Genomic DNA, 19576 nt, shown 5'->3' on the forward strand with positions numbered 1-19576 from the left:
CGGCGGCCCCGCTGACGGGTCCCTTCGGCAGGACTGTTCACCTGCCCAGCGGGAAACCGGCGCGGACCGCACCTGGGGAGGAGCGACGGATGACGCACGGCGCCGGACTGACCATCGGTGTGCTCGGCTCGTACGGTGGGCGAAACCTCGGCGACGAGGCGATCCTCACCGGCCTGCTCACCGATCTGCGCACGCAGGAACCGAACGCCCGGATCATCGTCTTCTCTCGGAACCCGGAGCACACCCGGGCCGCACACCCGGACGTCGAAGCGGTGCCCTGGGAGGGCGTGAGCCGTACCGACTCGGCCCTGGTCCTGGCCCAGCTCGACCTGCTCATCCTGGGCGGTGGCGGCATCCTGTACGACCGGGAGGCCCGCCGTTACCTGCGGGTGGTCCGGGTGGCCCAGGAACGCGGCCTGCCGCTGATCACGTACGCGGTGGGGGTCGGGCCGCTCAGCGACGGGGTGGACACCGGCATGGTCCGGGAGACGCTCGCCAGCGCGACCCAGGTGACCGTCCGGGACCAGGAGTCCCGGATGGTGCTGGAGGAGGCCGGCCTGCTCAACCCGATCACGGTCACCGCGGACCCGGCGTTCCTCCTGCAACCGGAGGAGTTCCCGGCCCACCTGCTGGCTGAGGAGGGTGTGCCGGTCGGCAAGCGCCTCGTCGGGATCAGCGTGCGGGAGCCGGGCCGGGCCGCCGAACGCCTCGACGTGGACGGCTACCACCGGCTGTTGGCCCAGATCGGTGACTTCCTGGTGCACCGGATCGACGCGTACGTGCTGTTCGTGCCGATGGAGCGCGACGACATCCGGCACTCCCACGGCGTGCTGTCGCACATGGTCGCCGCCGAACGAGGTCGAATCCTGCACGGCACCTACTCTCCGCAGCAGGTGCTGGGGCTGATGCGCCACTTCGACCTGGCCGTCGGCATGCGCCTGCACTTCCTGATCTTCGCGGCGATGGTCGGTACGCCGTTCCTGCCCCTGCCGTACGCCGGCAAGGTCTTCGACCTGGCCCAACGGCTCGGCGTGCCGGCGCTACGCGGCGTGGAGCGGGAGGTCGAGGGGCCGCTGCTGGCCGAGGTGGACCGGCTCTGGGACGAGCGGGAGCAACGCGCCGAGGCCACCGCACGACGGGTGGCGGAGGTGTGCGATCAGGCGCGGGGCACCTCGGAGGTCACCCGCGGCGTGTTGGAGAGCCTGCGCAGCCAGGCCCTCACCCGGGTCTGAGCGGGCGGTCACACCGCCGGGCCGGTCCACCGGTAGCGCCACTCGCGGGCCTCCTCGCGGGCGGTCTCCAACTCGTAGATCTGCGCGTTGGCCAGCCCACCGGAGCCGAGGTGGTGGTGGGTCAGCGGCGGGCGGCCGTTGCTGTCCAGTTCGACGGTGATGGTCTGCCCGTCCGCCGTGCCGCCGACGAGAAGGATCTGCACGGATGAAGCCATGCGCCCATCCTGCCCGGCGAAGCGCCCGACCGCAGCGGATAGCGGGGCAGCGGGGCGCCCGGCCCGTGGCTAGGGTCGGCGGATGGAGCAGACGATCGATCCCACGCTCGGTCCGGTGCTCGCCCGCACCGGCGACGAACGCGCCGTCCTGACCTCGTTCCTCGACTTCCACCGGGCCGTGGTGCTGCGCAAACTGCGCGGTCTCTCCGACGCCGACGCCCGACGCCGGCTGGTGCCGTCGACGACCACGCTCGCCGGGTTGGTCAAACACCTGACAGTGGTCGAGCGGAACTGGTTCCCGACCCTGTTGGCCCCCGAGCCCGGCGACGTCTACCTGACCTCCGAGGAGGACGCGCTCGCCAGCTTCACGCTGAGCGACCAGGAAAGCATCGGCGGGCTCACCGAGGCGTACGAGCGGGCCTGTGCCCGCTCCCGGGCGGTCGCCGCGAGCATCGACCTCGACCACGTGGTGCCGCACCCGCAGCTCGGTGAGGTGTCGCTGCGCTGGATTCTGGTGCACATGATCGAGGAGACGGCCCGGCACGCGGGCCACGCCGACATCCTGCGCGAGCTGACCGACGGCGAGGCCGGCGCGCTCTGAGCCCCGCGATCTTGCACATTCTGTGGCGACAAAAGGTGCACTGTTCGCAGAACGACGACACGAACTGCAAGATCGCGCAGTGGGCCGGTGGGTGCGGCCGTCAGGTCGGGCGGGCCGCCTATTCTGGGGGCGGGCGGCGACTAGGGGGAGCAGGTGCTGGTCATCCACGGGCTGTGGTTGCCCGGCGGCAGCTCGACGGGCGGCCTGGCCGTCTGGGCCGAGGACAGCGCCGCACCGATTCCCGCTGCGCGTTCGGGCCGGCCGGCCCGGGAACGCCGGCATCCCTTCGCCGCCGGGCACACCGACCTGGCCGCCGTCCTCGCCGACGCCGCCGAGCCGAGCCGGCCGGACACCGCGCTGCTCACCCTGCCCACCCTGGCGGGCGCGCCGACCGACTCACCAGAGCTGATCCGGACCACCGTCGCACCTGCGGTCCGCGGCCGGCTCACACTGGCCGGGTGGCGGGTCCCGACCCTGGTGTACGCCCCGGACGACGCCCTGTCGCTGCTGCGAGCCCTGGACGACATCCCAGCGGTGGCCGGGGCCACAGTGCGGCACCTCGCCGAGCTGGCCGACTTCGCCGCCGACCTGGTGACCCGTGGCCGCGTCCTCCCCGGCGTGCGCACGACGACGGGCGACCAGCCTCCCGGTGCTGGCACGACGGCGGGTGACCGGATGCCCGGCGCTGGCGCGGCGGCGGTGTCGGGCGATGCCGGGCAGGTGCCCGCGCAGGCGGTCTGGCGTCCGCTGCTGACCGGCACCGACGCCGCCTGGGCGCGCTCGCTGGCGCTGGCCCTGCCACCGGCCGCCCGAGCCGCCGTCCTGCCGCCTGCCGTCGCCGCGCTAACGGCGCCGACCGCCGCCGCGCAGGGGCTCACCGGGAGCGCCGCCACGTCTGCTGCGGCGACCGTTGGTTCGGGTGGGCCTGAGCTGACCGCTGCCGCCCTGGTCGCGGATGCGTTGGACGCGTTGACCGACGCCGCCGCGAGGGCTGCGCTGGCGAGCACCACGCTGGCCCGGGGGCTGCGCCCGGGTGGTCCGGCGCCGGCCTGGTTGGCAGCGCTCGCCGGCCCGCAGCGGGACTTCACCATCGACCCGGCCGGGCTGTCCACTCTCTCCGCCGAACTGGACGCCTGGCAGCGCGACGCCGCCGGTGGCCCGGTGCGGGCCAGTTTCCGCCTTGTGGAGCCGGCCCCCGACGAGGTCACCGAACCGATCCTGGCCACCCGAGCGGTGCCCGCCGACGGTATGCCGGTGCCTGCCGACAGCGCGCCGGTGTCGGTCGGGTCGATCGGTGCCGGGCGCTGGCGGTTGGAGTTCGGATTGCAGGCCGCGGACGAGCCCGGCCTGCACGTCGACGCCGGGGACATCTGGCGGGCGTCGCAGACCCTCGGCGGCCTGGTCGGCCGGACGTCCAGCCCACAGGAGACGCTCCTCGCCGAGCTGGGCCGGGCCAGTCGGCTCTGGCCGGACCTGGACGCCGCGCTGCGTACCGCCGCCCCGGAGGCGATGGAACTCGACGTCGAGGGGGCGCACCGGTTCCTCAGCGCGGGTGCCCCGGTGCTGCACGCGGCCGGTTTCGGGGTGCTGCTGCCGTCCTGGTGGCAACGTCCGTCGGCGCGACTGGGCGCCCGGTTGCGAGCGCGCAGCCGCACCGCGCCGGGCACTGTGGGTGGCGCCGATGCCGGAGTCGGCCTGGACGCCCTGGTCGACTACCGCTGGGAGATCGCGCTCGGTGACCAGCCGCTCTCCGCCGAGGAGTTGGCGGCGCTGGCCGAGACGAAGACCCCGCTGGTGCGGCTCCGTGGCCGGTGGGTGGAGCTGGACCCGGGGCGGCTCGCGGCTGGGCTGCGCCTGCTCCGCTCCGCGGGCGAGCTGACCGTCGCCGACCTGCTCCGCCTCGGGCTGGCCGACGGCGAGGCCACCGGCGAACTGCCGGTGCTGGAGGTGACCGCCGACGGGGCGCTGGGCGACCTGCTCGCCGGCGCTGTCGAGCGGCGGCTCACCCCGCTGGACCCGCCACCGGGCTTTCGGGGGACGCTGCGGCCGTACCAGCAGCGAGGGCTGGCGTGGCTTGCCTTCCTGCGCTCGCTCGGTCTGGGCGGTGTGCTCGCCGACGACATGGGGCTGGGCAAGACGGTGCAACTGCTCGCGCTGCTCGCCGGGGACCCGCCGGAGGCCGGGCCGACGCTGCTGGTCTGTCCGATGTCGCTGGTCGGCAACTGGCAGCGGGAGGCGGCCCGGTTCACCCCGGAGCTGCGGGTGCACGTACACCACGGTGCCGAGCGGGCGCGGGGGGCGGAGTTCACAGCGGCCGCGCACGGCGCGGACCTGGTCCTCACCACCTACTCGGTGGCCGCCCGTGACGCCGCCGACCTGGCCGGCATCGACTGGCACCGGGTGGTGGTGGACGAGGCGCAGGCGATCAAGAACGCGTCGACCCGGCAGGCCGAGGCGGTTCGCGCGCTGCCCGCCCGACAGCGGGTGGCGGTGACCGGCACGCCGGTGGAGAACCGCCTCGCCGACCTCTGGTCGATCATGCAGTTCGCCAACCCGGGTCTGCTCGGGCCGGCCGCGACGTTCCGCAAACGGTTCGCCGAGCCGATCGAGCGGCACGGCGACGTCGAGGCCGCCGAGCGGCTCCGCCGGATCACCGGCCCGTTCGTGTTGCGCCGGCTCAAGACCGACTCGTCGATCATCTCCGACCTGCCGGAGAAGCTGGAGATGGAGGTGCTCTGCAACCTCACCGCGGAGCAGGCCGCGCTGTACCGGGTGGTGGTCGACGACATGCTCGCCCGGATCGAGACCAGCGACGGCATCGAACGGCGCGGCCTGGTGCTGGCCACCATGACCCGCCTCAAGCAGGTCTGCAACCACCCCGCCCAGCTGCTGCGCGACGGCTCACCGCTGGAGGGCCGCTCCGGCAAGCTGGCTCGGCTCACCGAGATCCTGGAGGAGGTGCTGGCGGCGGGGGAGCGGGCACTGCTCTTCACCCAGTACGCCGAGTTCGGTGCGATGTTGCGGGGTCACCTGTCGGCGCGGTTCGGCCGGGAGGTGCTGTTCCTGCACGGTGGCCTCGGCAAGGCCGAGCGGGACGCCCTGGTGCAGCGTTTCCAGTCGGCGGAGGGTCCGCCGCTGTTCGTCCTCTCCCTCAAGGCCGGCGGCACCGGGCTGACCCTGACCGCCGCGAACCACGTGGTGCATGTGGACCGGTGGTGGAACCCGGCGGTCGAGGACCAGGCCACCGACCGGGCGTTCCGGATCGGGCAGCGCCGACGGGTGCAGGTCCGCAAGTTCGTCTGTGCCGGCACTGTCGAGGAGAAGGTGGCCGCGATGATCGCCGACAAGCGCAGCCTGGCCGAGCGGGTGGTCGGCACCGGCGAGCAGTGGATCACCGAGTTGTCCACCGGCCAGTTGCGGGACCTGTTCGCCCTGGAAGCCGGCGCGGTGGTCGAGTGACGGATTTTGCCGACTACGGGCGCCCGCGTCGGGTCGACGGGGGTCTGCGGGCGCGCAGTGCCCGGGGCGCGATCGGCCGGTCCTGGTGGTCGCGGCGTTTCCTGGAGGTGCTGGAGTCGTTCGCGCTCGGCACCCGGCTGACCCGGGGCCGGTCGTACGCGCGGGCCGGTCAGGTGCTCACCCTCGACATCACACCTGGGCGGGTCAAGGCGGTGGTGCAGGGCTCCCGGCCGCAGCCGTACCAGGTGTCTATCGCGCTGAAGCCGTTCCCGGCGGCGCTCTGGTCCCGAATCGAGGACGAGCTGGCCGGGCAGGCGTTCTTCAGCGCCCGGCTGCTCGCCGGAGACCTCCCCGACGAGTTGGAGGAGCTGTTCGCCGCCGCCGGCGCGCCGCTCTTCCCGGCCGCCGTGGACGAGTTGACCCAGCGCTGCAACTGCCCCGACTTCGCGGTGCCGTGCAAGCACCTCGCGGCGACGTTCTACCTGCTGGCCGAGGCGTTCGACGCGGACCCGTTCGAGCTGCTGCACTGGCGCGGTCGGTCCCGGGCGGAGTTGCTCGACGCACTCCGCGCCCGGCGGGCCGCGACCACCGGTGCCATACCGCCGCCCCCGCCGGTCGACCCACCGTCCGGACCGGACGGTGCGGTGTCGACAGTGGACGCCGGTGCGCCGGTCGGTGCCGCCCGGGCGCTCGCCGGGCTGTCGGCGACGCCGCTGGCGGAGGCGGCGGACCGGTTCTGGTCAGCGTCGGTGCCGCTGCCGGATCGGCCGCCCCGGCTGGTGACCGGCACCGACCTGCTGCTGCGCCAGCTCGGAGCGCCAGCCCCGGCCATCGGTGGGCCGGGACTGCTCGAACGGTTGCGCCGCGCGTACCGGGCGTTCGGTCCGGCCGACAGGTGAGCTGTCACGTCCACCGGTTGAGCCGTCCCGTCGAGCGGTCGAGCAGTCACGTCCAGCGGCGGCGGAACCGCCACATGATCGCGGCGTTGGCTACCAGCACCACCGCGCAGATCGCGCCGGTGAGTCGGCCGGCGAACACGGCTATCGCCGGCAGCGACGCCCACAGCACGATGGTCAACAACATCAGGTAGCGGCCCCTGCGGGCTCGGGCCCGATGGTCCAGCCGGTTGAAGAAAGCCGGGTCACTTTCCCGGAGCTGACGGGTGATCTGGTCGAATCTGCGCTGATCCTCTTTGCTGAGCATGGCGCTGCCTTCCCCTCACGCGTTCAGCGGTTCGGCGGCATACCCGCTGCGGTGGCGGCTCACGCTCGCCCGTTGCTGCCACTTTTCCTCCACGCGAGCGCGCTTCATGTCCGGCTTACCTGAACCTTAAGTTTGCCTTTGGTGGTGAACGGCGCCGAAACTGTCGCGTACGGCAGCGTGGTCCGATCCGTGCTCGGCTGCCGCGCGTAGGCCCTGCTGGGAAGGTCTGCGGGCAGATCGATCCCACCGCCCACCGCCGGGGTCGCGCTGAGCGCTGTCTTAAGTGCCCTCACGAGTGGGTTCCGGCCACCTTGAAGGGCCCTGGGGCCTTGGTTACCTTGCCGTAGCAACCCCCTCAGGCAACAGTCGCCGCACCTGCCGCACCTGCCCGGTAGCAGCTTCCGGCGCTCATCAGAAATCGGGATTGGTACATGGCCGACCAGAATGTGCCACCACGTCGACCGCGGGACGACCGCGGTTGGGACGGACATCAGCACCCCAGCGCTGACGGCTACGGCGACCCCCACACGCCCGCGCCCTACGGCTACGACTCGCCCCACCCCCACCAGGGCGGCTACGCCGCGCCGGCCGACCCGCGTGAGCAGTACGCCGGGCAGCCCGCGCCCGCCCCGCGCGGTCCGCAGTGGGTCGGCCCGGAGGGCCTCGGCCGTCCGGCCCCGGCACGACCGGCCGGCACCGGACTGCCCACCCTCGACGATGACAACGAGCCGGGTCGCAAGGTCGGCCGACGTAAGGCGATGGTGGCCCTCGGTGGCACCGCCGCCGTCGTCGCCGGTGGTGCGGCGCTCGCCATGACCCCGCAGATCCGTGGCCTCTTCGGCGACGAAGCGGCGGCCGGCGACGCGACCGGCAGCACGGTGACCGACGGCACCGCGGCGCGGCCCAGCGGCCAGCAGCCCAGCACCGTGCGTACCTACACCGAGCAGAACGAAAGCTACATGGGTTCGCGGGCCGGTGAGGCGCTGAAGAAGAACGCGCCGGCCGGTGGGCGGACCTTCTCCGGCCCGGCAGCGGCCGCGGCGGCGACCAAGGTGACAGTGAAGACGGTGCTGGCCAAGGACCCGATCCTGCACCTGGCCCGGCGCGCCACCTTCGGCGCGACGCCCGCTGTGGTCGCCGACATCAAGCGCGAGGGCATGGACGCCTGGATCCGCGCCCAGCTGGACCCGGAGAAGTTGGAGCCGAGCAAGGGCGAGCTGAAGCTCGCCGAACTGCCGACCCAGAAGCTCTCCGTGCAGCAGCTGCGTGACCAGCGGGACAAGCTCAACGAGCAGGACGCGAACCCGGAGCGGGAGATGGTCGACGCCACCATCGCCCGGCAGATCTGGTCCAAGCGCCAGCTGTTCGAGGTGATGGTCGACTTCTGGAACGACTTCCTGCACGTCGCCGCGGACTTCGACGGCGGCGAGGTGTACCGCAGCTCGTTCGACCAGGACGTCGTGCGCAAGCACGCGCTGGGCAGCTACCCGGAGATGCTGGTCGCCGCGAACAAGCACCCGGCGCTGCTGATCTACCTGAACCAGAAGGACTCCCGCAAGGACGCGATCAACGAGAACCTCGCCCGGGAGAACCTCGAGCTCTACTCGGTCGGCGTCGACGGCGGCTACAAGGAGCCCGACGTCCGGCAGGCCGCCATGTTGCAGACCGGCCGCGGTGTGGACGACAAGGGCAAGTACGTCTTCCGCCCCGAGCAGCACTACGTCGGCAAGGTGAAGATCCTCGGCTTCACCCACGCGAACAACTCGGCCGACCCGAAGAAGGCCGAAGCGGCGATCGACGCGTACATCACCTACATCGCGACGCACCCGTCGACAGCGAAGTACGTGGCGCAGAGCCTGGCCACCCGGTTCGTCTCGGACACCCCACCGAAGTCCCTTGTGGACCGGTTGGCCAAGACGTACACCACGAACAAGGGCATGATCAAGCCGGTCCTGATGACGCTGTTCTGCTCCTCGGAGTTCTGGGCCGGTGTGGGCCAGAAGGTGCGCCGGCCGATGGAGTACCTGGTCGCCACGTACCGCACCCTGGGCGTCTCGCCGGAGGCGTCGCCGAAGCACAACAACGGCGACAGCAAGCGCACCGCGTACGCCCGGGGGCTGCGCCAGATCCACGACAAGATGCGCGAGCTGGGCCAGTCCCCGATGGGTCATCCGACCCCGGACGGCTACCCGGACGTCTACGTCGCGTGGACCTCGGCCGGCACGATGGTCAACGGCTGGAACGAGGCGGGCGAGATCCTCGCCGGCTACCGCACCACCTTCACGTACACGGCGCCGGAGAAGCTGGTCGCCAAGCCACCGGCGACGGCCGGGGCGTACGTGGACGCGCTCTCGCTGCGGCTGGTGGGCCAGAAGTTGAGCACGCGGGAGAAGAACCTCATCCTCGGCGTGGCCGGTGTGGCGGCGACCACCAAGGTCGACGCCACGTTCAACGGGGCCATCACCGCCGTCGCGCGGGCGATCCTCGCTTCCCCCCAGCACCACCTCCGGTGAGGCACCCGATGGAGAAGACTGTGTACAACTCTTTCCCCCTGCACCCCGAATGCCCCGACGTGCGACGGCTGGCCGACAACCCGGCCGAGGCGTTGCTGCGCGCCGAGGCGGACATCGTCGCCGCCGAGAACGCCGCCGAGTTCGACAGGTACCGCACCCTGGAGGACCTGGAGGAGGCCCAGCAGGACGGTCGCGGCGTGACCCGGCGGACCTTCGTCGCCGGTGCCGCGGCCACCGCCACCGCGCTGGCCACCGCCCAGTTCGTCACCACCTCGGCGTCGTTCGCGGCGACCAAGACCGGCACCCTGATCCACGTCTTCCTCTACGGCGGGCTGGACGGCCTGAGCCTGATCGCGCCGGACAACGACGCGGTGCTCAACAAGGCCCGGCCCGACCTGCTGCTCGGCAACGACTCGCTGTCCCTGGGCCGCGGCTTCAAGCTGACCGGCGCGTTCAAGCCGCTGGAGAAGTGGCTCACGGCCGGCCAGTTGGGCTTCATCCCGGCGGTCTCCGACGAGCGGCTGTCCCGCAGCCACTTCCAGGCCGCCGACGCCTGCAACCTGGGTGGGCTGCCCAACGAGACCGGCGGCCGGGGTTGGCTCGACGGTCTGGTCGACAACCTGGGCAAGGGCACCGCGTTCCGCAGCGTCGGCATCGGCAGCACCCTGCCCCGCTCGCTGGTCGGCAACAACGGCGCGCTCTCGCTGAACAACGTCGGCTCCCTGCGGCTCAACGGTGACGAGCGGTTCCGGGCCGCCACGGAGAAGGCCATCAAGGGCCTCTTCACCGGGATCAACCACCCGGTCGAGGAAGCCGTGCAGGAGGGCATGGGCGCGCTGGCCACCGCCCAGAAGCTCGCCGCCAAGCCGTACCAGCCCGCCGAGGGCGTCAAGTACGAGGGCGTCGGCAACGCGTTCCAGCAACTCGCCCAGCTGATCAAGGGTGGCGCCAACGTCCGGGTCGCCACCGTCGGCATGGGTGGCTACGACACCCACGAGAACCAGGGCACCCGCGAGGGCGGCCAGCTGTACCGCCGGCTGAACGAGCTGGCCAGCGCGATGGCCGCCTTCTTCACCGACCTCGGCCCGAAGGCCGCCGACGTGACGATCATGGTGTCCAGCGAGTTCGGCCGTCGGGTCGGCTCCAACAACAACGGCACCGACCACGGGCACGGCGGCGTGGTCACCCTGCTGTCCGGCAAGAAGCTGGCCGGTTCGCTGCTGGGCACCTGGAACGGTCTGGACAAGCTGGACTCCGGTGACGTGCCGGAGTACAACAACATGTTCAACGTCTACGGCGCTGTGGCGCAGGGCCGGTTCGGGCTCACCAACGCGGAGGTCGACAAGGTCTTCCCCCGCCAGAAGTACGCCCCGATGAAGCTGTACGCGTGACGCATTCGCACACCCACGCCGCCGGCCGTCGTACCGGGACCTCGTCCCGGCACGGCGGCCGGTCGGCTGCGCCCGTACCCCCGCAGATCCCGGACCGGCGCGGGCCCGGCGGCCGCCGGCTGCTCGGCGTGCTGCTCCTGGTCGGCCTGCTCGCCAGCGTGCTGCCCTGGTGGCTGGGCACCCCGGCCGGATCGCTGCGGACCACCGCGGCCACCGTCACCTCGGCCGGCCGGATCACCGGCCTGGTCGCCGGCTACCTGCTGCTGGTGCAGGTGCTGATGATGAGCCGACTGCCGGTGCTGGAACGGTGGATCGGCGGCGAGCACATGGCCCGCTGGCACCGGGACATCGGCGCCACCCTGCTGGTCAGCGTGCTGGCGCACATGTCGCTGATCCTGGTCGGCTACGCCGACCTGCGTAACCAGTCGGTCCTCGCCGAGGTCGGCACGTTGCTCGGCGACTACGAGGACATGGTCTCGGCGTTCGTCGCCACCGGCATCATGATGCTTGTCGGCTTCAGCAGCATCCGGGCGATCCGGCGGGCGTTGCCCTACGAGCTGTGGCACCTGCTGCACCTGTCCAGCTACCTGATCCTGCTGCTCGGCTTCGGCCACCAGTTCGCCCACGGCGCGCAGCTCTACCGGCCCGGCCCGGTGCGCACCGGCTGGATCGCGCTCTACCTGCTGGTGGTCGCCGCCCTGCTCTGGGGCCGCGTCATCGCGCCGCTGGCGTTCAACCTGCGCTACAAGCTGCGGGTCGCCGACGTGGTCGCCGAGAGCCCCGACACCATCTCCATCTACCTCACCGGGGAGCGGCTCGGCAGGCTGGCGATGCTCGGCGGTCAACACTTCCGCTGGCGGTTCCTCACCCGGGGCTGCTGGTGGCAGTCGCACCCGTTCTCCGTCTCCGCCGCCGCCAACGGCCGCTGGCTGCGGGTCACCGTCAAGGTGGTCGGCACCCACACCGCCGACCTGCGCGACCTGGAACCGGGCACCCGGGTCTGGGCCGAAGGCCCGTCGGGCACCTTCACCTCCGCGCACCGGCTCCGGGAGCGGGCGCTGCTGATCGCCGGTGGCAGCGGCATCACGCCGATCCGGGCCATGCTGGAGGAGTTGCCGCCGGGCGCCGCGCTGATCTACCGGGCCCGCACCCCTGCCGACGTGCTGCTCAGCCGCGAGTTGGACTGGCTGGCCCAGGAACGCGACACCTCCGTCTGGTACGTCATCGGCTCCCGCGACGACCCCGGCCCCCGCCAGTTGATGAGCCCGGACGGGCTGCGGCAACTGGTGCCCGACGTGGCCCGGCGCGACGTCTACCTGTGCGGGCCGCCCGGTCTGGTGGAACAGTCGGTGCGGGCGCTGCGGCGAGCCGGCGTGCCCCGACGGCAGATCCACCTGGCCACGTTCGAGCTGTAGGAAGGGCATCCCCATGCGTCGCGCACTCCTCGCGATCACCGGCCTGGCCGCCAGCACCACCGCGCTCGTGGTGTTCAAGGGCTCGCCCGGCACCAGCCAGGTCGCCCAGAACCTGCCGACCGCCCAGCCGGTCAACCCCTCCGGGGCGGGCACCGACCCCGGCGCCGCCGCGGGCGCGCCGGGCACCGACCCGGCCGCCGGCACGCCGACGTCATCGGGAAGCGCCAAGCCGTCGACGTCGCCCAAGCCCGGCAAGACCACCGCGCGCCCGTCGGGCACCAAGACGACGAAGGCCCCCAGCGCTCCGCGGACCACCACCAAGGCGCCCCAGTCGACCACCCGCCGGGTCACCGGCAACGGCTTCGAGAACGAGTACGGGTACGTGCAGGTGCAGATCGTGGTCTCGGGTAACCGGATCGTCGAGGCCGTCGCGCTGTCGCTGCCCAGCGGGGGTGAATCCGACATCCACAGCGGCGACGTCCGCAACCGTTACGACGGCAGGGGCGGCGAGGTGGTGCAGAAGCAGAACGCGAACCTCAACACCGTCTCCGGTGCCTCCGAGACCAGCAACTCCTACAAGCAGTCGCTGAGGTCCGCCATCGAGCAGGCCTTCTGACGTGCGGGCCACGCTGACCCGACCCGGGCTGTGCCGGGTCGAACAGATCATGGGTACGGCGATCACACTGGACCTCGCCGACGATCTGCCGCCGGCGACGCTACGCGAGCTGGCGGACGAGGTCTTCGCCTGGATGCACGAGGTGGACACGCGGTTCAGCACCTACCAGCCGGACAGCGAGGTGTGCCGCTTCGACCGGGGTGAGGTGCTGCTCTCCGAGGCGTCAGCGGACCTGCGGTACGTGCTGGAGACCTGCGCCGACCTGTGGGGCGCCACCGACGGGTTCTTCGACGCGTACGCCACCGGTCGGCTCGACCCGTCCGGCTACGTCAAGGGCTGGGCCGCTCAGGTCGCCTCGGACCGCCTCGTCGCCGCCGGTGCCGTCAACCACTGCGTGAACGCCGGCGGCGACGTACGGGTGCGGGGCCTGTCGCCGTCGGGGGAGCCGTGGCGCATCGGCATCCGGCACCCGTGGGACGCGATGGCGGCCTGCCTGGTGCTCAGCGGGACCGACCTGGCCGTTGCCACGTCCGGCGTGTACGAGCGGGGCCGGCACGTGCTGGACCCGCGCCGGGGCGCACCGGCCAGTGGGCTGCGCTCGGTGACTGTGGTCGGCACCGACCTCGGGGTGGCCGACGCGTACGCCACCGCCGCCCTCGCCATGGGCACCCCCGGCCTCAACTGGCTGGCCCGCCTGGACGACCACACCCACGCGGCGATAACCGACAACGCCCGCCAGTACCACTCGACCGCCCTCCCCCTGACCAACTAGGGCCTTGCGCGCCCCTCCGCTCCCCGCGATCTTGCACTTTCTGTTGCGCTTTTGTCCCGTTCCGTGGAGATTGTCGGGACAGAAAGTGCAAGATCGCCGGGGAGTTGGGTGTGGGGGCGCGGCGACCGGCTAGCGGATGGGGCGGTGGGTGCCGGCTGGGCGGGAGCCGGTGGGGCGTGGACGGCCGGGGCGGGACCCGGACGGACGGGTGCCGGCCCAGCGGCGCCCCGGGTGGCTGCGCCGGGGCGGCTCGGTGCCGCCGGGGTGAGGCGCTCTGTCGTTTGTGGACATCGTTCCCCCGTTCGTGGCGCGCGTTCGCACCGTCCCCCTGTCAACGAGGACCGACGCCTCGGCGACGCTGTCGGGCACCGGATCGAATCGTCGACAGGGCCGGTTTCACATGCCTCGTCGGGGCAGCGGCAGGTGACCGGGGAGCAGGTCGGGGGCGAGCGTCACCCCGGCGGCGCGCAGCGCCCCGATCAACGTGTTCTGCACGAGGTACGAATCCGGAAGCTGCCAGCGCGCCTGCTCCGGGGCGACAGCCCAACGGACGGTGCCCTCCGGCAGCCGGGTGGGCGGCGCGGGGATCCACGAGCCCGGCCCGTGCCGGACCACGTGGAAGCAGTGCTCCAACTCCGGCCGGAGCGGGTCGCCGGGGCGGACCAGGAACATCCACCGCCCGGTGGGCGTGACCAGCACCGGTCCGCGTACGCCGGTGCCGGCCGGGTGGATCTGGACCGCGTCGAGCACGTGTCGGCCGAGGTGGGCTGGCACCTCCAGCACGTCGAAGGCCCGGCCGGTGGGCAGCAGCACCCCGTGTGGTCGGCTCCGCCACCAGGTCGCCACCCGGGCCGGGTCGGCGCTGGCGGCCAGCTCCCAGTTTTCCAGGGCGGGGTGGCAGCCCACTGTGGGACAGCCGGCCCGGCCGCAGACGAAGCGGCTGCGGGCCAGACAGGCGCCCGGGGTGACCTCCCAGCCGTGTACCGCGTACCGGATGGCGACCCGGCGCAGCCGGACCCGTTCCAGCGGCGACAGTTCGGCAACGCGCGGTACGACATTCCCCCACATGTGTGCCAACTCCTCTCGTCGGGCCCGGCGTTCGCCAGGTCGCATGTCGAGCACCGTCACTGCCGTAACCCACGATCGTTGAGGTTGACGAACGGCTCGTGCAACTTGCACGAAAAGTACGAGGAGTAGCTGTACGGCTGACGTACATCCTGTGCGACCAGCGAAAACCTGAAAATGAACCACAGTCGCCGCACCCGCGGACATCGCCCCGACTCGATTGGTCGTCGGTGGCAGGGGAGGATGGGGAGATGGACGAGCTACCCATAGGACGGCGAGTGGCCTACTGGCGGGGGCGACGCAAGATGTCGCAGCAGGTCTTCGCGGACCGGCTGGGCAAGTCCAAGAGCTGGGTGGACAAGGTCGAACGCGGCGTCCGCCGATTGGACAAGTTCTCCGTCCTCTACGAGATCGCCGACATCCTCCAGATGGACGTGCAGCTGCTGATGGGCAAGGACCCGGAGCGGCGCGCCGACGCCCTCAACTGCATCGACCAGGTCGAGGTGCAGGAGATCCGGGCGGCGCTGGAGCGCTACGACTCGATGAGCGCGTACTTCGACGCGGCGCCGTACCCGCCGCCGATGGACGACATGCGCAAGGCCGTCAACCACGCCTGGCTCACCTACCAGTACGGCCGCTACGGGATGCTCACCCGGGCGTTGCCGAAGCTGCTGCGCGACGCCCAGGCGGGCGACGCCGCCTACGGCGGTGAGCAGGCCGCCGAGGCGGCCCACCTGCTCGGCCAGGTCTACCAGATCGCCTCCTCGGTGCTGCGCAAGCTCGGCGAGTGCGAGCTCGCCTGGTTGGCCGCCGACCGGTCGATGGCGGTGGCCCAGCGGGCCGACGACCCGCTGCTCGCCGGGATCGCGACCACCCGGGTGTGCAACGCCCTGGTCGCGATGGGCCGGGCCCGCCCCGCGCTGGAGCTGAACGTCCAGATCGCCAACCGGCTGGCGCCGGGTGGCAGCAACGAGGTCTCCCCGGCCCGCCTCTCCGTCTACGGGATGCTGCTGCTCCAGGGCGCGATGGCCGCGTCCCGCATCGGTGACTCGGCCAGCGTCGACGACCTGATCAACTGCGCGCAGGAGGCCGCCACCCTGCTCGGCGGCGACCACAACCACTACTGGACGTCGTTCGGCCCGACAAACGTCGAACTGCACCGGGCCGCCGCCGCTGTGGAGCTGGGAGACGGGGGGCGGGCCGTCGAGGTGCACCAGCTGCGCATCGCGGAGCCCGCTTTCAACGCGCTGCTGCCCGAGCGCCGCGCCCACCACCTGCTCGACATCGCCCGCGGGTACGCCCAGATAGGTGACGTGGCGAACGCCGGCGAGATGCTGCTGCTCGGTGATCGGCTCGCCCCGTCGGAGATCCGCTGCCGGCCGATCGCGCACGAGGTGATGTCCGACATCCTCCGTCGCACACGTGGTGCGCCGCCTTCTCCGGTAGCGGAGTTGGCTGAGCACATGGGAGTAGGGGTATGAGCGCGGAGCCGGTCTGATGGCCGGTGCAGCGCGCAACAGCGGGCACCGCGAGGTGCTCTACGTCATCGCCTGCGGTTCGCCGCTGGCCCGGCACGTCGGTCGGCTGGTCGACCTCGCCCAACAGGACGGTTGGGACGTCTGCGTGGTCACCACGCCGGACGGCGCGAAGTTCGTCGACCAGTCGGCCCTGATTCGGCAGACCGGCCATCCGGTGCGGACGCACTACAAGAACCCCGGTGACCCGGACGTGCTGCCGCCCGCCGACGCCATGATCGTCTGCCCGGCCACAGTCAACACTGTCAACAAGTGGGCGGCCGGGATCACCGACACGCTGGCGCTCGGGCTGTTGGTCGAGGCGCAGGGCAAGGGCGTCCCCATCGTGGCGGTGCCGTACACCAACGCGGCGATGGCCTGCCACCCGGCGTTTCGTGCCGGGGTGGCCCGGTTGGCCGAGTGGGGTGTCACTGTCCTCTTCGGCGACGATGTGATCGCTCTGCATCCGCCCGGAACGGGGGAACAGCACCTGCACGCCTTCCCCTGGGCGATGCCGCTGGCCGCATTGCAGACCGTCTCCTGGAGCGCCGCCTAACGCGTCCGGCAGATCTTCCACCCGACGCGGCCGGGCCGGGTGTCACCGCCCGGTGGCCCCGACGCCGGTAAGCTGGCCCGCCGTGAGCACAAGCGGATCCGCCCCCACAGTCAGCGACGTGGTGGCCGCGCTGGAACGGCGCTTTCCGCCGGTCTGGGCGGAGGAGTGGGACCGGGTGGGCCTGGTGCTCGGTGAACCGGCCACCCCGGTCCGCCGGGTGCTCTGCGTGGTCGACGTGGTGCCCGAAACTGTCGACGAAGCCCTCGCCGCCGACGCGGACATGATCGTCGCGCATCACCCGCTGCTGCTGCGCGGGGTGTCGTCGGTCGCCGCGACGACCTTCAAGGGGCGGATCATCCACCAGTTGATCCGGGCCGGGGTGGCGCTCTACGCGGCGCACACCAACGCCGACGTGGCCTCGCCGGGCGTCTCCGACGCCCTCGCCGCCCGCTTCGGGCTCACCGGTCTGCGCCCACTTCAACGACCCGCGCCCGGCTCGCCCGCCCACGGCGACGACCGGGGCTTCGGCCGGATCGGCGAACTGCCCCAGCCGATGACCCTCGCCGAGCTGACCCGGCACGCGGCAGCGGTGCTCCCCGTCACGTCCTGGGGAGTTCGCGCGGCGGGGGATCCCGGGCGTATGGTTCGTACCCTCGCCGTCAGCGGCGGGTCGGGGGACAGCTTCCTCGGCGCCGCGACCGCCGCCGGGGTGGACGCGTTCCTCACCGCCGACCTGCGGCACCACCCGGCCGGCGAGCACCTCGCCGCCGATGGTCCCGCCCTGATCGACGCCGCCCACTGGGCGACCGAACGACCGTGGCTGGACGACCTGGCCGCCTTCCTCCGGGAGGCGCTGGACGTCGAGACGCTGGTGTCCGACCTGGACACCGACCCGTGGACCGTGCACGCCGCCGCACCCGCTGTGGACGACAAGGAGCCCGACCGTGAAGGCTGACCCCAAGGTGCAGCGCCGCCTGCTCGACCTCCAGGCGATCGACACCAACCTCGCCCAGCTCGCCCACCGCAGGCGAACGCTCGCCGAGCGGGCCGAGCTGGAGTCGCTGGCCCGGGAACTGTCGTCGATGGAGGACGAGCGGGTCCGCGCCCAGGTGGCGGTCGACGACCTGGACCGGGACATCGCCCGGTTGGAGAAGGACGTCGAGCAGGTCCGGGCCCGCAAGGAGAAGGACGAGAACCGGCTGGCCGCCGGCACCGGCCCGGCCCGCGAGCTGGAGGCGCTCCAGCACGAGCTGGTCTCCCTCAAGCGCCGCCAGGGCGACCTGGAGGACGCCGAGCTGGAGCTGATGGAGCAGCGGGAGACCGCGCAGGGCGTACTGGACGGCGTCGAGCAGCGGCTGGCCGAGACCCGCGACAAGCGGGCCGCTACCGAGCAGCGCCGCGACGAAGCGCTGGCCGAGATCGCCAAGGAGGAGGAGTTCAAGCGGGGCGCCCGTCAGCCGCTCGCCGCCGACCTCCCCAGCGAGCTGGTCAACCTGTACGACAAGATCCGCGAGGACACCGGGTTGGGTGCCGCGCTGCTCACCGGGGGCCGCTGCGGCGGGTGCCGCCTGGACCTGTCCGGCGCCGACCTGGCCCGGATCCGCAAGGCCGCCCCCGACGACGTGGTCCGCTGCGAGGACTGCCGACGGATCATGGTCCGCACCAACGAGTCGGGCCTGTAGGTCGTGGCGCCGCGCGTGGTCTCCATGGAGGCCGACGGTGGGTCCCGGGGCAACCCCGGCCCCGCCGGCTACGGCGCGGTGGTCCGCGACCCGGAGACCGGCGAGGTGCTCGCCGAGCGCTCCGAGTCGCTCGGCACCGCCACCAACAACGTCGCCGAGTACCAGGGCCTGATCGCCGGGTTGACCGCCGCCGCCGAGTTGGGCGCCGCCGAGGTGGACGTCCGGATGGACTCCAAGCTGGTGGTCGAGCAGATGTGCGGCCGGTGGCAGATCAAGCACCCCGGTCTGCGGCCCCTCGCCGCCCAGGCCGCCGCGCTGGTGGGCCGGTTCACAGCGGTCCGGTTCAGCTGGATTCCGCGCGAGCAGAACCGGCACGCCGACGCCCTCGCCAACGCCGCCATGGACGCCGCAGCGGGTCGTCCGTCGGCGACCGCGGCCCCGGCCCGTCCTGCCACGACTGCGGCCGCCGGCCAGCCCTCGACGCCGCCCGCCGTCCCGATCGTCGGCAGCGACCCGGCGACCGCGCCGGCCTCCTGGGAGCCACGGCCGACCTTCACCGCCACCCGACTGATCCTGGTCCGGCACGGCGAGACCGCCTACACCGAGCAGCGGCGCTACTCCGGGCGCGGCGACGTTCCGCTCTCCGAGCGTGGCCGGGCCCAGGCCCGCGCCACCGGCACCCGGGTGGCCGAGCTGGCCCCGTCCGTCGCGGCCGTGCTCAGCTCACCGCTGTCCCGGTGTACGGCCACCGCGGCGTCGATCGCCGAAGCGCTCGGCGGCGACGTGCCGGTCCGCACCGAGGACGACCTGATCGAGTGCGACTTCGGCCAGTGGGAGGGGCGCACCTTCGCCGAGGTACGCCAGCAGTGGCCGGGGGAGATGGACGCCTGGCTCGCCTCACCCCGGATCGCGCCGCCGGACGGGGAGTCGTTCACCCAGGTCGCCGAACGCGCGCACCGCGTCATCTCGGGGCTGCTCACCGCGTACCCCGGTGAGACCGTGGTGGTCGTCTCGCACGTCTCGCCGATCAAGCTGATGCTGCGCGACGCCCTCGCGGCCGGCGACGGTTTCCTGCACCGGCTCTTCCTTGACGCGGCCGGCATCTCGGTGCTCGACATGTGGCCCGACGGCGGCGTGGCAGTGCGCACCGTCAACGACACCGCCCACCTCGCCACCCTCGACTGAGCCGCCACACCCTTCGTTCGTAACGGCCGGTCGGCCGCGCCGTTCGGCGCAGCCGACCGGCCGTTCGGCGCAGCACCTTCCGAACGGGTCAGGTGACCGCCGTCACAGAGTCGTAGCCTCCGGCCGTTACATCGGAAGCCACGACTCCCCGGAGGTG

Annotated in this window: 17 protein-coding genes; 14 read left to right on the forward strand and 3 right to left on the reverse strand. The window is 72.3% G+C overall.

Annotation, left to right across the window (positions count from 1 at the left end; translation table 11 throughout):
- Positions 1-89 precede the first annotated feature (89 nt).
- Entirely contained in the window at positions 90-1232 is a 1143-nt protein-coding gene (locus ABZ794_RS25680) for a polysaccharide pyruvyl transferase family protein (RefSeq protein WP_210783469.1), read from the forward strand.
- A gap of 8 nt (positions 1233-1240) precedes the next feature.
- On the opposite strand, the gene ABZ794_RS25685 is transcribed toward ABZ794_RS25680, so the two are convergent.
- On the reverse strand, positions 1241-1447 hold the full coding sequence (locus ABZ794_RS25685) for a hypothetical protein (protein ID WP_210783471.1): 207 nt from the start codon (positions 1445-1447) through the stop codon (positions 1241-1243).
- An 82-nt stretch (positions 1448-1529) separates the two neighbouring features.
- On the opposite strand from ABZ794_RS25685, the gene ABZ794_RS25690 reads away from it, so the two are divergent.
- The 3 genes from ABZ794_RS25690 (at position 1530) to ABZ794_RS25700 (ending at position 6406) form a co-directional block, all read left to right on the forward strand.
- Positions 1530-2048 carry a DinB family protein gene (locus tag ABZ794_RS25690; RefSeq protein ID WP_210783473.1) on the forward strand — a complete coding sequence of 173 codons (519 nt, stop codon included), beginning with the start codon at positions 1530-1532 and terminating at the stop codon, positions 2046-2048.
- Positions 2049-2201: 153 nt separating this feature from the next.
- Positions 2202-5507 (forward strand): DEAD/DEAH box helicase, encoded by a 3306-nt coding sequence (locus tag ABZ794_RS25695; protein ID WP_357517945.1) that lies wholly within the window; start codon positions 2202-2204, stop codon positions 5505-5507.
- Complete coding sequence (locus ABZ794_RS25700; RefSeq protein ID WP_210783477.1) at positions 5504-6406, forward strand: SWIM zinc finger family protein; 903 nt, start codon at positions 5504-5506, stop codon at positions 6404-6406. Before ABZ794_RS25695 ends, ABZ794_RS25700 begins: the two co-directional genes overlap by 4 nt.
- Before the next feature lie 46 nt (positions 6407-6452).
- Here the strand turns inward: ABZ794_RS25700 and ABZ794_RS25705 are convergent, their stop codons facing one another.
- On the reverse strand, positions 6453-6710 hold the full coding sequence (locus ABZ794_RS25705) for a DUF3040 domain-containing protein (RefSeq protein WP_091409372.1): 258 nt from the start codon (positions 6708-6710) through the stop codon (positions 6453-6455).
- 431 nt (positions 6711-7141) lie between these two features.
- Between ABZ794_RS25705 and ABZ794_RS25710 the strand changes: the two genes are divergently transcribed.
- The 5 genes from ABZ794_RS25710 to ABZ794_RS25730 are packed head-to-tail and all read left to right on the forward strand — an operon-like array spanning position 7142 to position 13417.
- Positions 7142-9223, forward strand: a complete 2082-nt coding sequence (locus ABZ794_RS25710) for a DUF1800 family protein (RefSeq protein ID WP_357517948.1) — start codon at positions 7142-7144, stop codon at positions 9221-9223.
- Between the two features lie 8 nt (positions 9224-9231).
- Complete coding sequence (locus ABZ794_RS25715) at positions 9232-10614, forward strand: DUF1501 domain-containing protein (RefSeq protein ID WP_238690547.1); 1383 nt, start codon at positions 9232-9234, stop codon at positions 10612-10614.
- Complete coding sequence (locus ABZ794_RS25720) at positions 10611-12029, forward strand: ferredoxin reductase family protein (RefSeq protein WP_357517950.1); 1419 nt, start codon at positions 10611-10613, stop codon at positions 12027-12029. The genes ABZ794_RS25715 and ABZ794_RS25720 overlap by 4 nt, the downstream gene beginning before the upstream one ends.
- Positions 12030-12042: 13 nt before the next feature.
- Positions 12043-12645 (forward strand): FMN-binding protein, encoded by a 603-nt coding sequence (locus tag ABZ794_RS25725; RefSeq protein ID WP_238690549.1) that lies wholly within the window; start codon positions 12043-12045, stop codon positions 12643-12645.
- Positions 12646-12694: 49 nt separating this feature from the next.
- Positions 12695-13417 (forward strand): FAD:protein FMN transferase, encoded by a 723-nt coding sequence (locus ABZ794_RS25730; protein WP_357517999.1) that lies wholly within the window; start codon positions 12695-12697, stop codon positions 13415-13417.
- A gap of 396 nt (positions 13418-13813) precedes the next feature.
- On the opposite strand, the gene ABZ794_RS25735 is transcribed toward ABZ794_RS25730, so the two are convergent.
- Entirely contained in the window at positions 13814-14485 is a 672-nt protein-coding gene (locus tag ABZ794_RS25735) for a bifunctional DNA primase/polymerase (protein ID WP_091409390.1), read from the reverse strand.
- Positions 14486-14733: 248 nt separating this feature from the next.
- Between ABZ794_RS25735 and ABZ794_RS25740 the strand changes: the two genes are divergently transcribed.
- From ABZ794_RS25740 to ABZ794_RS25760, 5 genes are all read left to right on the forward strand, one after another.
- Positions 14734-15963: a helix-turn-helix domain-containing protein gene (locus ABZ794_RS25740; protein ID WP_210783487.1), complete on the forward strand. Its 1230-nt coding sequence runs from the start codon at positions 14734-14736 to the stop codon at positions 15961-15963.
- Positions 15964-15979: 16 nt separating this feature from the next.
- Complete coding sequence (locus tag ABZ794_RS25745) at positions 15980-16552, forward strand: flavoprotein (RefSeq protein ID WP_357517952.1); 573 nt, start codon at positions 15980-15982, stop codon at positions 16550-16552.
- Between the two features lie 82 nt (positions 16553-16634).
- A complete protein-coding gene (locus ABZ794_RS25750) occupies positions 16635-17507 on the forward strand; it encodes a Nif3-like dinuclear metal center hexameric protein (RefSeq protein ID WP_238690552.1) in 873 nt (290 codons plus the stop codon).
- A complete protein-coding gene (locus ABZ794_RS25755) occupies positions 17497-18234 on the forward strand; it encodes a C4-type zinc ribbon domain-containing protein (protein ID WP_210783496.1) in 738 nt (245 codons plus the stop codon). The genes ABZ794_RS25750 and ABZ794_RS25755 overlap by 11 nt, the downstream gene beginning before the upstream one ends.
- Positions 18235-18237: 3 nt before the next feature.
- Positions 18238-19419, forward strand: coding sequence for a bifunctional RNase H/acid phosphatase (locus ABZ794_RS25760; protein ID WP_210783498.1), 1182 nt, complete (start codon positions 18238-18240; stop codon positions 19417-19419).
- Positions 19420-19576: the final 157 nt, after the last annotated feature.

The organism is Micromonospora sp. NPDC047187 (assembly GCF_040643355.1).
GTDB classification, from domain to species: domain Bacteria; phylum Actinomycetota; class Actinomycetes; order Mycobacteriales; family Micromonosporaceae; genus Micromonospora; species Micromonospora salmantinae.